Annotated in this window: 14 protein-coding genes; 13 read left to right on the top strand and 1 reads right to left on the bottom strand. The window is 71.1% G+C overall.

The window, feature by feature from the left end:
- The first annotated feature begins 161 nt into the window (after positions 1-161).
- Entirely contained in the window at positions 162-452 is a 291-nt protein-coding gene (locus ACFVYX_RS10285) for a hypothetical protein (RefSeq protein WP_389680890.1), read from the top strand.
- 215 nt (positions 453-667) lie between these two features.
- A complete protein-coding gene (locus tag ACFVYX_RS10290; RefSeq protein WP_389680891.1) occupies positions 668-880 on the top strand; it encodes a hypothetical protein in 213 nt (70 codons plus the stop codon).
- 43 nt (positions 881-923) lie between these two features.
- Here the strand turns inward: ACFVYX_RS10290 and ACFVYX_RS10295 are convergent, their stop codons facing one another.
- A complete protein-coding gene (locus tag ACFVYX_RS10295) occupies positions 924-1,727 on the bottom strand; it encodes a hypothetical protein (RefSeq protein WP_389680892.1) in 804 nt (267 codons plus the stop codon).
- A gap of 305 nt (positions 1,728-2,032) precedes the next feature.
- On the opposite strand from ACFVYX_RS10295, the gene ACFVYX_RS10300 reads away from it, so the two are divergent.
- From ACFVYX_RS10300 to ACFVYX_RS10350, 11 genes are all read left to right on the top strand, one after another.
- Complete coding sequence (locus tag ACFVYX_RS10300; protein ID WP_389680893.1) at positions 2,033-2,245, top strand: hypothetical protein; 213 nt, start codon at positions 2,033-2,035, stop codon at positions 2,243-2,245.
- 98 nt (positions 2,246-2,343) lie between these two features.
- Positions 2,344-3,411, top strand: coding sequence for a hypothetical protein (locus tag ACFVYX_RS10305; RefSeq protein ID WP_389680894.1), 1,068 nt, complete (start codon positions 2,344-2,346; stop codon positions 3,409-3,411).
- A 30-nt stretch (positions 3,412-3,441) separates the two neighbouring features.
- Positions 3,442-4,647 carry a phage tail protein gene (locus ACFVYX_RS10310; RefSeq protein ID WP_389680895.1) on the top strand — a complete coding sequence of 402 codons (1,206 nt, stop codon included), beginning with the start codon at positions 3,442-3,444 and terminating at the stop codon, positions 4,645-4,647.
- The gene (locus tag ACFVYX_RS10315; RefSeq protein WP_389680896.1) at positions 4,644-5,897 is read left to right on the top strand and encodes a tape-measure protein; all 1,254 of its coding nucleotides are present in this window, start codon (positions 4,644-4,646) and stop codon (positions 5,895-5,897) included. The genes ACFVYX_RS10310 and ACFVYX_RS10315 overlap by 4 nt, the downstream gene beginning before the upstream one ends.
- A 27-nt stretch (positions 5,898-5,924) precedes the next feature.
- Positions 5,925-6,857, top strand: a complete 933-nt coding sequence (locus ACFVYX_RS10320; protein ID WP_389680897.1) for a phage distal tail protein — start codon at positions 5,925-5,927, stop codon at positions 6,855-6,857.
- A gap of 270 nt (positions 6,858-7,127) precedes the next feature.
- Positions 7,128-8,318 carry a hypothetical protein gene (locus ACFVYX_RS10325; protein WP_389680898.1) on the top strand — a complete coding sequence of 397 codons (1,191 nt, stop codon included), beginning with the start codon at positions 7,128-7,130 and terminating at the stop codon, positions 8,316-8,318.
- Positions 8,319-8,358: 40 nt separating this feature from the next.
- The gene (locus ACFVYX_RS10330) at positions 8,359-9,546 is read left to right on the top strand and encodes a hypothetical protein (protein ID WP_389680899.1); all 1,188 of its coding nucleotides are present in this window, start codon (positions 8,359-8,361) and stop codon (positions 9,544-9,546) included.
- A gap of 31 nt (positions 9,547-9,577) precedes the next feature.
- Positions 9,578-10,714 (top strand): hypothetical protein, encoded by a 1,137-nt coding sequence (locus tag ACFVYX_RS10335; RefSeq protein WP_389680900.1) that lies wholly within the window; start codon positions 9,578-9,580, stop codon positions 10,712-10,714.
- 11 nt (positions 10,715-10,725) lie between these two features.
- Entirely contained in the window at positions 10,726-11,826 is a 1,101-nt protein-coding gene (locus ACFVYX_RS10340; RefSeq protein ID WP_389680901.1) for a hypothetical protein, read from the top strand.
- Entirely contained in the window at positions 11,826-12,467 is a 642-nt protein-coding gene (locus tag ACFVYX_RS10345) for a hypothetical protein (protein WP_389680902.1), read from the top strand. Before ACFVYX_RS10340 ends, ACFVYX_RS10345 begins: the two co-directional genes overlap by 1 nt.
- Before the next feature lie 33 nt (positions 12,468-12,500).
- Positions 12,501-12,944: an ATP-binding protein gene (locus ACFVYX_RS10350; protein WP_389680903.1), complete on the top strand. Its 444-nt coding sequence runs from the start codon at positions 12,501-12,503 to the stop codon at positions 12,942-12,944.
- Positions 12,945-12,988 lie beyond the last annotated feature (44 nt).

The raw sequence follows: 12,988 nt of genomic DNA on the forward strand, positions 1-12,988 counted from the left end.
CTTCGACCCCAGTGTGCCAATAAAATATTGTACCTACCGCATCCCCGCCCGCGGTGTAATCCCCCCCCCCCCGGCGGGCGGGGGGGGGGGGCCCCCCCCCCCCCCCCCGCCCCTCTCCTCCTTCTTCCTTCCGTCACCCGAATCAAGGAGTACGCATCACCATGGCCCGTTTCGACGTCAACGCCGCGCGCGCCCAGCGCCAGGAGGCCCACGGCCGCAAGTGGTCCTTCGAGCTGGACGGCGAGTCCTACACCCTTCCGACGGAGCTGAGCCGCGCCACCGCCAAGGGGCTGCGCAAGCTCGACGACAACGACGTGGACGGCCTGCTCGCACTCCTGATGGGTGAGGAGCAGTTCCACCGCTTCGAGCAGCACGAGGTCACCATGCAGGACATCGCCGCCATCCTGGAGGCCTACGGCAAGGAGACCGGGCTCGGCCTGGGGGAAGACTGAGCCTCGTCGAGTTCGTTGACGAACACGCCGAGGCCCTTGAGGCGGACTTCATCCGCTATTACGGGGTCGACCTCCTCGACTGGCACCGCGAGACGCTCTCCAGCAGGCGGGTCCTGGCGCTGATCAAGCATCTGCCGCGGGACAGCGCCCTGCAGCGGGAGCTCCACGGCGAGGCCGCCGAGTGGTCGGTCACCGATCACCTCCTGGCTGCGGCGGTGGACCATCTGGCCGTCTCGAACTGGATGTTCCAGTGCGTCAACGCGTCCGAGGACGGCGACCAGCCCGAGCCGCCCGCGCCCGTACCCCGTCCGGCGACCAAAGACGAGGGCGAGGACGAGGACGAGGCGGCCGAAGGAGAGGGGCGGCGCTCCCCCGGGGCGGAGACCCCCGAGGTCTCCCCCGGGCAGCTCGCCCGGTTCTTCGGCTGAAGCCGGCGAACCGCACCCCCACGGCCCCCGGAGCCCGTTCCCGTCAGGGAGCGGACTCCGGGGGCGCTTCCCGTGCTCGCTCGGAGGTCAGCTCCTCCTCCAGGGCCCTGGCCCGTTCGGAGAGCCGGCCCCGCCGGCCCCCGCGCGCCTCCGCTCCGGTGGAGTCGGCCGGCTCGGCGGCTCGGCGGTCGCCGCCGGTCGCGGGTGCGCCGGCCAGCGGCGGGACGATCGGACGCCCGCCCTTTCCGCGGACGACCTTCCGTACGGGCTGGGCGTTCCTGCGGGTACGGCTCTCCTGGGCGGTGACGAGGACGTCCGGCTCCGACTGCGGCCCGGACTCCCTCTCGTGCGCGTGCTCGGGTTCGGGCTCGGGAGCGGGCTCGGGAGCGGCGGCCGCCGGCTCCGGTTCGGGGCGCTGATCGAACAGCTCGCGTTCCCTGCGTACCCGCTCCTCGGCCTCGACCACGGCGGCCGGCGGTTCGAGGAGCCGGGCGAAGGGCAGCGCGATGACCCGGGCACCGTCCTGTCTGGCGGCGAGGCGTCGCTCGGGGCGGCGGATTCCACGCGCGTCACCCTGCCCCTGGGTGTAGGCGTCGGCGACGCGTCGCTCGTACTCCCTTCGTATGCGCGGGAGTTCGTCCGACACGGCTTCGGCCCAGCCGGCGGTGAACGCGGCTGTCTCCCGGCGGTCGACCTCGCTCCGGGGCAGCACGACGAGGTCCTCGGTGGGGTACCCGTGGACGAGGACGAGCTCGGAGAGCCGTGCGAAGAGATGGGGCAGATCGGGGTGGGACGCGAGCCAGTCGACGACTCGCTCCCGACGGTCGGCTCCGGGCTCGGTGTCCATGCGTCAGTACTGCCTTCCAGCCCCCTGGGGTCCCCGCGCGCCCCTCGCGCCCCCGCGCCCCGGAGTGGTCCGGTCCGGAGAGCGTCTTCCAGGTTACCCGGTCGAACAGAAGCTCTGATCAGACGTCAGCGCGTTCGGACGAGACACCAGAAGACGCGCCGTCAGATGTTTCCCGCTCGACAAACCTCGAACAGATGTTCCACACTCTGTTCGCACAGTAGTTCGAACACGTGGTGCCCCCGCTCGCTCCTCACTCCGCGGCGCCGCCACACACGCACGGGCAAGCAACGGGAAGGCAGGCGTCCATGACCCAGCAGGCCGAGGCATCGCGACCGCACACACCGCTCCACGACCGCCTCCGCCAGCTCCTCGACGGACCCGTCGCCCTCGACAAGAGAGCGCTGCTCGGCACGCTGTACGCCGAGGTCACCCGCCGCGAGACCCTCGCGTACACGGCGGGCTGGAACGACGCCCTCACGACGGCGCGCCGCGGATCCCGCCGGGACGAGGACGCCTAGCCGCCTCCCGCTGCCCCAGACGAACGAGCCCCTGCCGATCTCCCTGCGGCGGGGGCTTTTCGGCGCTTGGCCGTCACCGGCCGGAAGCGGAGTAACCCATGGGAAAGACGATCGACGACGTCGCCGACGACCTCGAAAAGCTGAGGGCGGCGCTGCTCGACGGCACACATTCCACCAAGACCAGCCTGCGGAGGATTCCCGACCCCGAGGACGACACGAAGGAGGTCCAGGGAAAGCCCGTCACCACGCTCGTCTCCGACTTCAAGAACGCCCTCATCGCCGTCCATCCCAGGATCGTCACCGAGGAGATCCTGGAGAAGCACCTGCCGATGGGCTTCATCGGCAAGTTCGAGGAGATGTACAAGGAGCTCCACAAAGAGGTGTCCTCCGAGCTCTTCGAGGCCTTCGGGCTCGACGGGGTCGGCGCCGCCGTCGAGAAGCTCCACGAGGGCCACGAGGACAAGTGGAAGTACGTCGGGTGGGCGATCGCGGGCATCTTCGTACCGCTGGCCATCGGCGCCCTGGTGATCGTCTTCCGGAGGGTGATCCTCGAAGGCTTCCGGGCCCTCCAGATCGCCATGACCGGTAAGGCCTACGTCACCAAGGAGAACCAGAAGGGGTTCGAGCGCCTCACCAAGGGCGAGATCCAGGAGCGTGAGCGGAACGCCGGCGGCGGCATGGCCTCCATCCCGGAGACGGCGAACTTCGACGGCCTGCGCACGCAGCTCGAGAAGCTGAACCCGGAGCTGCGGACGTTCAACACGCAAGCCCCCGATTTCAAGAGCAACCTGCGCAAGATCCCGAGCGTGAGCCAGGCGGAGAAGGCGGCGACCGCCGTCAAGAAGATCGCCGACGCGGTGGCAACCGTCGACCACGAGCGGATGCCCCTGGTCTCCAGCGGCATGGGCAAGATCAACGGCGCCGTGCGGAACTCGGACCCCAAGAAGACCAAGAAGTTCGCCGACGCCGTCGGGAAGCTCAAGCTCGCCATGGACGGCCTCGACGTGGACAAGGTCCCCAAGGTGGCCACCTTCCAGAACGCGGCCAACGCCGCCAAGGACCTCGCCCAGCACACCGGAACCCTCTCCGGGAGGATGCGCGCCTTCGCGGAGGCCGTCCGCGACCTCAACAGCGAGATGGGCGGCGGCGCCCCCGCGAGCGCCTGATCCCACCCCACCCCGAAAGGAGGTAGAACCATGTCCCTCATCAGAAACCTGAAGAACGCGTCCAGCGGTCTCGGCAACCTCAAGTCCCAGGCGTCCGGCGCCGGCACCGCGGTCAAGAAGGTCGGCGACGCCGGCAGGGCGGCGAACGGTCAGCTCAAGAACCTCAAGACCGCCGCGCAGGGCTCCACCGGCCAGCTCAAGAACCTCAGGACGGCCTCGGACCAGGCCGAGCGCGCCATGAAGAAGGCCGGCACCACCGCTCAGTCGGCCGGCGGCAAGCTCTCCAAGTACGAGTCCGGCGCCGGCAAGGCGGCCAAGGGCCAGGACAAGCTCAACAAGTCCATGAAGGGCAACTTCCTGGTCCGGCTGCTCGAACTCTTCATGCCGCTCATCGAGACGATCGTCGAGATGGCGCTTCGCTCGAAGACGATGCAGACGGTCCTGAAGAAGGCGTTCAGCGCCATCAAGACCGTGATCAGCTCGGTCATGAAGGCCGTCGGGCCGATCATGAAGAAGGCCGGCAGCCTGATCAAGTCGGTCTGGAACGGCATCAAGAAGGCCATCTCCACCGTCGTCAAGGCCGTCGCGACCGTCATCAAGACCTACGTGAAGATCTGGAAGACGGTCATCACCACGGTGATGAAGGCGATCAAGAGCGTGATCAGCTCGGTGTGGAACGGCATCAAGGCCGTCATCACGCCGGTGGTCAACTGGATCAAGAGCGCGATCCCGAAGGCGTTCAGCGCCGTCAAGGACAAGATGTCCTCGGTCTGGAACGGCCTCAAGGACATCGCGTCCCGCGCCTTCAACGGCATCAAGGACGGCGTCAAGACCCCGATCAACGCCGTCATCCGCCTGATCAACGGGATGATCGGCAGCCTCAACCGGGTCAAGGTCAGCGTCCCCGGCTGGGTCCCGGTCGTCGGCGGCAAGACCTTCGGCGTCAATCTGCCGACCATCCCCATGCTCGCCACCGGTGGTGTCGTCATGCCGCGCACCGGCGGTGTCCCGGCGATCCTCGCCGAGGCCGGCGAGGCCGAGGCCGTCCTTCCGCTCTCCAAGCTGGACCGGCTGCTCGCGACCACCGCCCGCCGCGCCCGCCTGGCGCAGGGCGGCGGGCAGGGCGCGGGCGCCGGGCTCCACATCGAGCACTACCACGCGGCCCGGGGCAGTGACCCGCACGCGACCGCGGCCGCCCTGATGTACCTCGTGAAGGCGCGTGGAGCGCGGGCATGAGTGCCGCACTCGCGGTCATGCCGAACTTCCGCGTGGCCGTCGCGCCGATGGGCACCCTGCGGCAGGGGCTGATCGGGGCGAACGGCTCCCTGAAGAACCTCCGGCAGGGCGTCCGGCGCGCGGCGAGCGGTGCCGGCGCCCTCGCCACCGCGGCCCGGAGCGCCGGAACCCCGCTGCGCACCCTCGGGCAGAACGCCTCCGGCGCCGCCACCGCCATGACCAGGATCCGCCGCTCCACCGCCCCCGCGGGCGTCAAGCGGATCGGCACCGCCGCCGGCAAGGCCCGTACCACCGCCCGCAAGATCGGGACCGGCGCCGGGGTCGCCCTCGGTCTCCTCCTGCCGCTGCTGCCCGTCACGGACGTCATCTCGACGATGATGGGCACCTTCGGCACCGTCATGACCATCGCATCGGTCGCCATGACAGGCATCAACGTCGCCATGCGGGCCAACCCGCTCGGCTTCCTCGTCGGCCTGATCGTGCCCGTCGCCGCGTACCTCATCGAACTGGCCGTCAACTCCGAGACCGGCCGGCGGATCACCAGACAGGTCTTCCAGCAGGCCCTGAAGGGCTTCCAGGCGGTCTGGAAGTTCATCCAGCCGGTCATGAAGCTCCTCGGCACGGCCATCGGCACGTACGTCAAGGCGTACCTGACCGTCTTCAAGACCGCGCTCAGGATCGTCGGATCGGCCATCGGAGGGATCTCCAAGATCGGTTCCGCCGTCCGCTCTGCCAGCAACGCACTGCGCGGCATCGCCTCCCGCACCATCGGCGGCATCAAGAACGCCGTCCGGCCCGTCGTCGACTGGATCACCGACAGGATCCCCGGCTTCTTCCGCACCGCCAAGGACGCGGTGGGCAAGTCCCTGAGCGGCATCGGCGACATGGTCAAGGGCGCGCTGAGCGCGGTGCTCGGGGTCGTCAAGGGACCGATCAACGGCCTCATCGCCTTCGCCAACTGGATCATCGACGGGCTCAACGAGCTCAGCTTCGAGATCCCCCTCACCGGCAAGAAGTTCGGCGTCGAGCTCGACAAGCTCCCGATGCTCGCGGAGGGCGGCATCGTCTCGCCCGGTTCCCCGGACGACTACCGCATCGACTCGCTCTCCCAGCTGGAGAACCGCCGCGTCCCGGCCCTCACCGAGCCGCTACCGAAGCCGCACCACGTCCGGGACTTCCACGAGGAGCCCGGCGCCGGCCCCCGGTCGACCGCCGAGGACCTGCTCTTCCTCGCGACCGCCCACCGCTGACCCCAAACCGAGTGAGGTGACGGCCCCATGGCCGAGACCACGACCCCGTACGCCGGAAACTCCTACATCGCCGACCTCGCGCCCGGCTCGCTCATCACCCAGGACGGGCAGATGCAGTGGGCCGGGCTCCTCATAGGTCCCGGCACTCCCTTCGCCGTCGACAAGTCCGGCCTCTCGGGCTGGGAGGACCTGCCCGAGTACGACTCGTCCGACGCCGACCGTCCCACCTCCCACGGCGCCTGGCCGGGCGCCCGGTTCGCCAAGCCGCGCAAGGTCGGCGGCACGATCGTGCTGATGCCGGAGTACGGCGGCACGGCCGAGGCGGTCCGCGCGCTGCGGCAGTCCCTCGCCCTCCTCGACGAGGAGCGGTGGCTGACCGTCCGTCTGCACGGCGAACTGCTGACCGTCCGTGCCCGGATCGCGCAGCGCGTGGTCCCCGCCGACCAGGGCTTCGCCACCCAGGGCAGCTCGCGCATGTCGGTCCAGTGGCTGGCCACCGACCCGCGCCGCTACGCCGTGAACGAGCAGACCGCCACGACCACTCCCCCACAGCCGGAGTCCGGGCTGAACTGGCTGCCGGACGGGCTGACGTGGCCCCTCGACTGGGGCGAGGCGAAGAGCACCGGTGAGGCCGTCGTCGAGAACACCGGTTCGGCTCCGGCCCACCCGGTGATCGTCTTCCGCGGCCCGTGCTCCATGCCGGCCGTGACCGAGCGGATCAGCAGGCGGCGGCTGCGGTACGCGATCGACCTGGCCGCGGGCGACGAGCTGACCGTCGACACGCGCGCGGGCACGGTCATGCTCAACAACTCCGCCTCCCGCCTGCACACCGCGATGGCCGACTCCACCCCGGAGGAGCTGTTCGTGCTCGACCCCGGCCGCACCGGGCTGTCCTTCCGGCCCGAGGAGGGCACCGCGGACGCGCTGATGACCGTGCGGTGGCGCAGCGCCGAGTGGTGACCGCCGCGCACTGACCACCCGCGCCCGACCGCCACCGGCCGGCCTCGACCGCCGGGCCCGGACGCCAAGCGTCGCACCCCGGCCTCGACCGCCGACCCGTACGCCAAGCGCCGCACGCCGACCCGTACGCCATGCGCTGCACGCCGACCGGTTCGCCACGCGCCGCACGCCGGCCCGTACGCCACACGTCGCACCCCAGCCTCGACCGCCGGCCGGCGGCGGTTCCTCCGCATCGACCATCCCGACCCGCCCCCTTCGGAGAGGTGACCCATGACCGTACGCGCCGCTTGGCTCCAGCCCACCGGCCAGACCCGCGAGGACACCCGCCTGACCCTCGCCGCCCTGCTCACCCCCAGCGGCCAGAGCGCCCAGGAGACCCCGCTGCGCTCGCGGTCGGGGATCGTACCGGGCGGCTTCGTCCTGACCGGCAGCTCGCCCATGCAGTGCGCCATCGGCACCGGGCGGGCGGTCGTCCAGGGCAAGGACACCGCCCAGGGCGCCTATCTCGTCGCCGTCACCGCTCCGGAGACGTTCACGCTCACGGACGGCGACCCGCAGTACGACCGGATCGACCTGATCGAACTGGCCGTCGTGGACGACACCTTCGACCGGACCGGCACCACGGCGGCCGTGGTGCGCCTGGTCGAGGGCGAGCCGGGGGCCACACCCGTCGCCCCGCCGAGCGGCCCCGGCAGCACGCTCCCCCTCTACACGGTCCGCGTGCCCAAGGGCACCTCGGCGGGCACCGGCGGCGTGGGCTGGACGACCGGCGCGGTCACCACCCAGCACTGGCCGGTCGTCGCCCTGGGCGGGATCATCCCCGCCAGCGGCTTCAAGGGCGCGTACGTCGGCCAGTACCGGGACGTCGCCGGACTGCTCCAGCGCTGGGACGGCACGACCTGGGTGTCGTACGCCAAGCCGATCGGCGGCATCGCACCCCACGGCACGCTGACGACCGGCGGCTACGTCGGCCAGTACCGCGACAACGCCGGAGTCCTGCAGCGCTGGGACGGCACGGCCTGGCAGTACGCCGAGGGCAGGGCGACCATCCTGTTCAGCGCCTCGCAGACGGCGCTCCAGTCCGTCCCGGCCGGCGAATGGACCCCGGTCACCCTCCAGAACGTCGACATCGACGACTTCAACGGCTGGAACGGGACCAACACCTTCACCGTGCCGCGCACCGGCTGGTGGCGGGTCTCCGCCCACACCGCCTGGATCAACGACGCCTCCACCGGCATGCGCGGCGCACGGGTCATCGTCGGCGGGGTCGGCGTCCCCCGGATGACCTGGCTCGCGCCGGCCGGCCCCGGTGCCGTCACCGTCGGCGGCCAGGGGCTGGTCAAGCTCTTCGCCGGCAACACCGTCCAGCTCGCCGCCTACCAGACGCACACCGGCACGGTCCGCACCCTCGGCGGGTCCGGCTACTCCTGCAACCTCTCGGCCGAGTGGATCAGGTCCTGACCCCCGCCCTTCCTCCCGCTCATCCGCATTGGAGATTCCCATGAACCTGCGCAGCAGCTGGGTCGCCGAGACCGGCCAGACCCGCGAGGACACCCGGCTCACCCAGACCGGTGTCACCACCATGGCCAACCCCGTCCAGGTCCGCTCGGGCATCCTGCCCGGCTCGTACGACGGCCAGTACCGCCTGTCCGGCTTCTGGACCTTCGGCTCCGCCGCCATGTCGGCGACCGTCTCCGAGGGCCGGGCCGTCATCCAGGGCGACATCGCGCAGGGCGTCTACCCGGTGACCCTGCCGGCCTCCGAGGTCGTCACCTTCGCGCCGGGCAACGCCCAGTACAACCGCGTCGACCTGCTCGTCCTGAGGATCTACGACAACCTGTACGACTCCTCCGAGCGCACCGAGGCCACGGTCGAGATCATCCAGGGCGTCCCGGAGCAGGACCCGAAGGCCCCGCTCGTCCCGGCACGCTGCCTCCCGCTGTACGAGGTGCTGGTCCCGGCCGGCGTGAGTGCGGGCAACGGCGGCATCCCGTGGGACAGCTCGCTCAAGGACCTGCGCACCCCGGTCGTCTCCCTCGGCGGCATCCTCCCGGTCGAGGGCCCGGTGCAGCCCGGCGCCTACCCCGGCCAGTACCAGGACGCGGGCGGTGCGCTCCAGCGCTGGGACGGCGGTGCCTGGGTCTCGTACCCGTCGGCACTCGGCGGCATCATCCCGTCCTCCGCGTCGACCACACCGGCCAGCTACACCGGCCAGTACCGCGACACGGTGGGCGGCCAGCTCCAGCGCTGGAACGGTTCGGCGTGGGTGCCGGCCGTCACCGGCCCGTACTACGCCGACAACTCCGACTACGGCGACACCACGTCGACCACGTACACCTCGACGCTGGTGGCCCGCGCCACCAACCCGCTCACGCTCACCTTCGTCGCCCCGCCGTCGAAGGCCGTCCTCGTCACCTTCGGCGCCCGCATGAAGTCGGCCGACACCCACTACGGGTTCATGGCGCTCAGGCTCACCCAGGGCACCACGGTCGTCAACGACCTCAACGACGAGTACGCCGCGATCGTCGCGAGCGACACCACGGTCTCGGTCTCCGCCATGCGACGCCTGTCCGGGCTGACCCCGGGCCTGAGCTACACGTTCACCGCCTTCTTCAAGATCAACACCAACTCCGCCGGCCTCAAGGCCGGCTTCGACAACACCTTCATCCGCGTCGACCCGCAGGCCTGACACCGGATCCACCCACCGACAGGAGAGAACCATGGCACTGCGCAGCGGCTGGCTCCCGCCGACCGGACAGACCCGTGTCACCACCCGGCTCACCGCCCACGGCGCCACCACCCCGACCGGCCCGCTCGCCTCGCGCTCGGGCATCCTGCCCGGCACGGTCGACGGCGCGTACCGGGTCGGCGGCCTGTGGATGAGCTCCAGCGGTCCGATGACCGCGACCGTCCACGCCGGGCGCGCCGTCGTCCAGGGCCCGAACGCCCAGGGCGCCTACCCCGTCACCCTCGACGAGGACACCGTCCTCACCTTCGGCGACGGTGACGCGCTCAACCCCCGCGTCGACCTCGTCGTCCTGCGGGTGTACGACGACCAGTTCGACCATCTGACCAGGAGCGAGGCCGCTCTCGAGATCGTGAGGGGCGAGCCGAAGGCACAGCCGGTCGCCCCGGCCGCGCCGCCGCTCTCCCTCGTCCTCTTCTCGGTCAAGGTGAAGGCCGGGGCCTCGGCGGGCACCGGCGGCATCGACTGGGCGGGCGGAGCCATGACGGACCTGCGCACCACCCTCGTCGGGGTGGGCGGCATCCTGCCCGTCTACAACAACGCGGGCGTGCCCGGTTCCTATCCGGGCCAGTACCAGGACAACGACAACACCCACTACCTCCAGCGCTGGAACGGCGCCGCCTGGGTCGCGTACCCGAAGGAGATCGGCGGCATCGCCCCCAGCGGCTCCCTCTCCACCGGCGGCTACCCCGGCCAGTTCCGCGACAACAACGGCACGCTCCAGCGCTGGAACGGCACCTCCTGGGCGAACTACCAGCCGCCGGTGGAGGTGGAGACCACCACCAGCGGCGCGACCGCGCTGACCGGCTGGACGGTGATCGGCTTCTCCGCCCGACGCTCCCGCGGCCTGGCGACCGTCCTCGTCACCGTCACCCGCAACGGCGCCACCATCCACGCCGACGCCGCAGGCAACATCAACGACGAGCCGCTGTGCACCCTGCCCGCCGGCTGGCGCCCGGCCATCGACTACGAGGCGTCCGCCTGCGACGGCTTCGGCGACGGCGGCGCCAACATCTGGACCAACGGACAGGTCAACCTGCGCACCTGGTCCTCCAGCGGCGCCCTCGTCGCCGGCCGGCACGTGCGCATCTCCGCGACCTACGTCCTGTAAGGGGCTGCCCCATGGCACTCGACACGCCCTACCGGGCCATATTCTGCGATCTCCTCAGCGACACGACCCTCGACATCCTGCCGCTGCGGGACGTCTCGTTCGAGGACTACATCGGCAGGCCGGGCTCCCTGTCCGGCACCGTCCCCATCCCCGACCGGGCCATCGCCGACCGGGCGCACAAGATCCGTCCGGGCCGCACCGCGGTCTATCTGGAGCGCGGCGGAGACCTGTGGTGGGGCGGCATCATCTGGACCACCACGCTCCAGAGCAGCGAGCGCGGGGTACTGACCCTGGGCATCCAGGCCGCCACCTTCGACTCGTACGCGGCCCGGCGCCGCATCCGCACCGACGACATCAAGTACACCCAGCCGACGGACCAACTGGTGATCGCCCGCCGCCTCTGGTCGGAGCTCGGGCGCGGACTGAAGCTCAGCGGCGTCGAGGCCGACGAGGAGGAGCTGTCGGGCGTCCTGCGGACGGTCTCCTGGCGGCACGGCGACGAGACCGTGTTCCAGGAGGCGCTCGACCAGCTGGGCGCCCAGACGAACGGCTTCGAGTACCAGATCCTGGTCTACCGCGATCCGGGCGACGGCCGGCGGATCCGCCGGCTCCGGCTCGGCCGGCCCAAGATCCGTACCGGCGCGACCGACATGATCTTCGACCGCCCCGGCACCATCCTGACGTACTCCTTCCCCGACGACGCCACCCGCGGCGGCACGCACGCCCTGGCCCGTGGCGCCTCGGCCAACAACAACGCCGCCGCCGAGTCCCGGCCGACGCTGTCCGACGAGATCGCGGCGGAGCTCGCCGAGGAGTGGCCGAAGCTCGACCTGTCCTCGGACCACAACGAGATCAGCGACAAGGCGACGCTGAACTCGCTGGCCAGGGCCGCCGTCGTCGAGGCGGCGGGGTCCGTGCTGATCCCCCAGATCACCATCCGGCTCGCCGGGATCGTCCCGCCGGCGCTCCTCGGCCGCACCGCCCGTGTCCGGATCACCGACGAATGGCATCCGTCGGGGCTCGACGCCCGCTACCGCATCGTCGGCGTCAAGGTCCAGCCGGCCCAGCGCGGCCGCCCCGACACCGCCGAGCTCTCACTCGAGGAGGCCTGATGGCCCTGCTGCCCGAGGACATCATCGACCGGCTGATCCAGATGGAGCGCCGGATCCAGGCCCTGTCCACGGCCGTGAACACCCGCCCGCCACTCACCGAGATCGTCAACGGCTCGCTCACCGTGAAGCGGCAGCCCGATCCCGACGACCCGAGCACGGCCGTCACCGTCTTCCAGCTCAACAGCAGCGGCCCCGACTCGTCCAAGCCGGTGCTGCGGATCCACGACGCCTACGGCCACGAGATCATCTCGGACGACGTGGTGACCGGCGGTCTCGCCCGGCCCTGGCTGCCGATGCTCCCGCCCCAGTCCCTCGCCCTCGCGCAGTGGCCGTCCACCACCGCGACGGCCTGGACCACGATCGCCCGGTCCGTCAACCCGATCTGGCAGCCCCGGATGCGGCTGTACGCGTACACCAAGGCCTCCGGCGGAGCCACCGGCCAGGTGCGGGTCCTCGTCGACGGTGCGGCGTTCGGCCAGCCCGTCGCCGCCGGCTCCACCTTCGACCACACCGCCCTGGTCACCACCGACATGCAGGGCCGCTTCGGTCAGAACATGTCGGTCGAGATCCAGGCCATGGTCACCAGCGCCTCCGGCACCGTCTACGCCCAGCCGGTCATGATGCACGGCTTCCAGAGCTGACCCGTCCCCCACCATCCCCGGAGAGGAGCCCCCATGATCCCGGACCCGAACCAGCCCTGGGGCCTGGCCATCGACTACGCGGGCCGCGGCACCGTCACGGAGAGCGGACACACACTCGCCGTCCGCCTGTACGACAACACGCTCGGCGGTCCGCTGGAACCCGACTCGCTGACCGGCGAATACCCGTCGGTGTACGTCACCGCCCAGATCAACGAGAGCGGCCAGAACGGCGCGGCGCTGCGCGGCTACGGCCTGGTCATCGTCCCTCCGACGCCCGGAGGTCCGGCGCAGCCCGACCCGGCCGCCGTCCAGCGGGCCGTCGCCGCCGCGCTCGCCGACTTCGAGCTCCGCCGTACGGCCGCCGCGTCCCTCTGCGCGGCCTGGGCCCCGGCCCCGGCACCCGAGCCGGCACCGGAGCAGGAGCAGGAGCCGGAGCCGGCACCGGAGCCGGAGCCCGCGCCGGACCCCGCACCGTAAGCCCACACCCCACCCGCCTGCCCGCCCGGCACCCCACCGCCGCG

The sequence above is a fragment of the Streptomyces sp. NPDC058326 genome, from assembly GCF_042879855.1.
Taxonomy (GTDB): Bacteria; Actinomycetota; Actinomycetes; order Streptomycetales; family Streptomycetaceae; genus Streptomyces.

What these genes read in the sequence shown, in the direction of transcription:
- ACFVYX_RS10285 (WP_389680890.1), top strand. Translation starts at nt 162, where the DNA reads ATGGCCCGTTTCGACGTCAACGCCGCGCGCGCCCAGCGCCAGGAGGCC.
- ACFVYX_RS10295 (WP_389680892.1), bottom strand. Translation starts at nt 1,727, where the DNA reads ATGGACACCGAGCCCGGAGCCGACCGTCGGGAGCGAGTCGTCGACTGG.
- ACFVYX_RS10300 (WP_389680893.1), top strand. Translation starts at nt 2,033, where the DNA reads ATGACCCAGCAGGCCGAGGCATCGCGACCGCACACACCGCTCCACGAC.
- ACFVYX_RS10305 (WP_389680894.1), top strand. Translation starts at nt 2,344, where the DNA reads ATGGGAAAGACGATCGACGACGTCGCCGACGACCTCGAAAAGCTGAGG.
- ACFVYX_RS10310 (WP_389680895.1), top strand. Translation starts at nt 3,442, where the DNA reads ATGTCCCTCATCAGAAACCTGAAGAACGCGTCCAGCGGTCTCGGCAAC.
- ACFVYX_RS10315 (WP_389680896.1), top strand. Translation starts at nt 4,644, where the DNA reads ATGAGTGCCGCACTCGCGGTCATGCCGAACTTCCGCGTGGCCGTCGCG.
- ACFVYX_RS10320 (WP_389680897.1), top strand. Translation starts at nt 5,925, where the DNA reads ATGGCCGAGACCACGACCCCGTACGCCGGAAACTCCTACATCGCCGAC.
- ACFVYX_RS10325 (WP_389680898.1), top strand. Translation starts at nt 7,128, where the DNA reads ATGACCGTACGCGCCGCTTGGCTCCAGCCCACCGGCCAGACCCGCGAG.
- ACFVYX_RS10330 (WP_389680899.1), top strand. Translation starts at nt 8,359, where the DNA reads ATGAACCTGCGCAGCAGCTGGGTCGCCGAGACCGGCCAGACCCGCGAG.
- ACFVYX_RS10335 (WP_389680900.1), top strand. Translation starts at nt 9,578, where the DNA reads ATGGCACTGCGCAGCGGCTGGCTCCCGCCGACCGGACAGACCCGTGTC.
- ACFVYX_RS10340 (WP_389680901.1), top strand. Translation starts at nt 10,726, where the DNA reads ATGGCACTCGACACGCCCTACCGGGCCATATTCTGCGATCTCCTCAGC.
- ACFVYX_RS10345 (WP_389680902.1), top strand. Translation starts at nt 11,826, where the DNA reads ATGGCCCTGCTGCCCGAGGACATCATCGACCGGCTGATCCAGATGGAG.
- ACFVYX_RS10350 (WP_389680903.1), top strand. Translation starts at nt 12,501, where the DNA reads ATGATCCCGGACCCGAACCAGCCCTGGGGCCTGGCCATCGACTACGCG.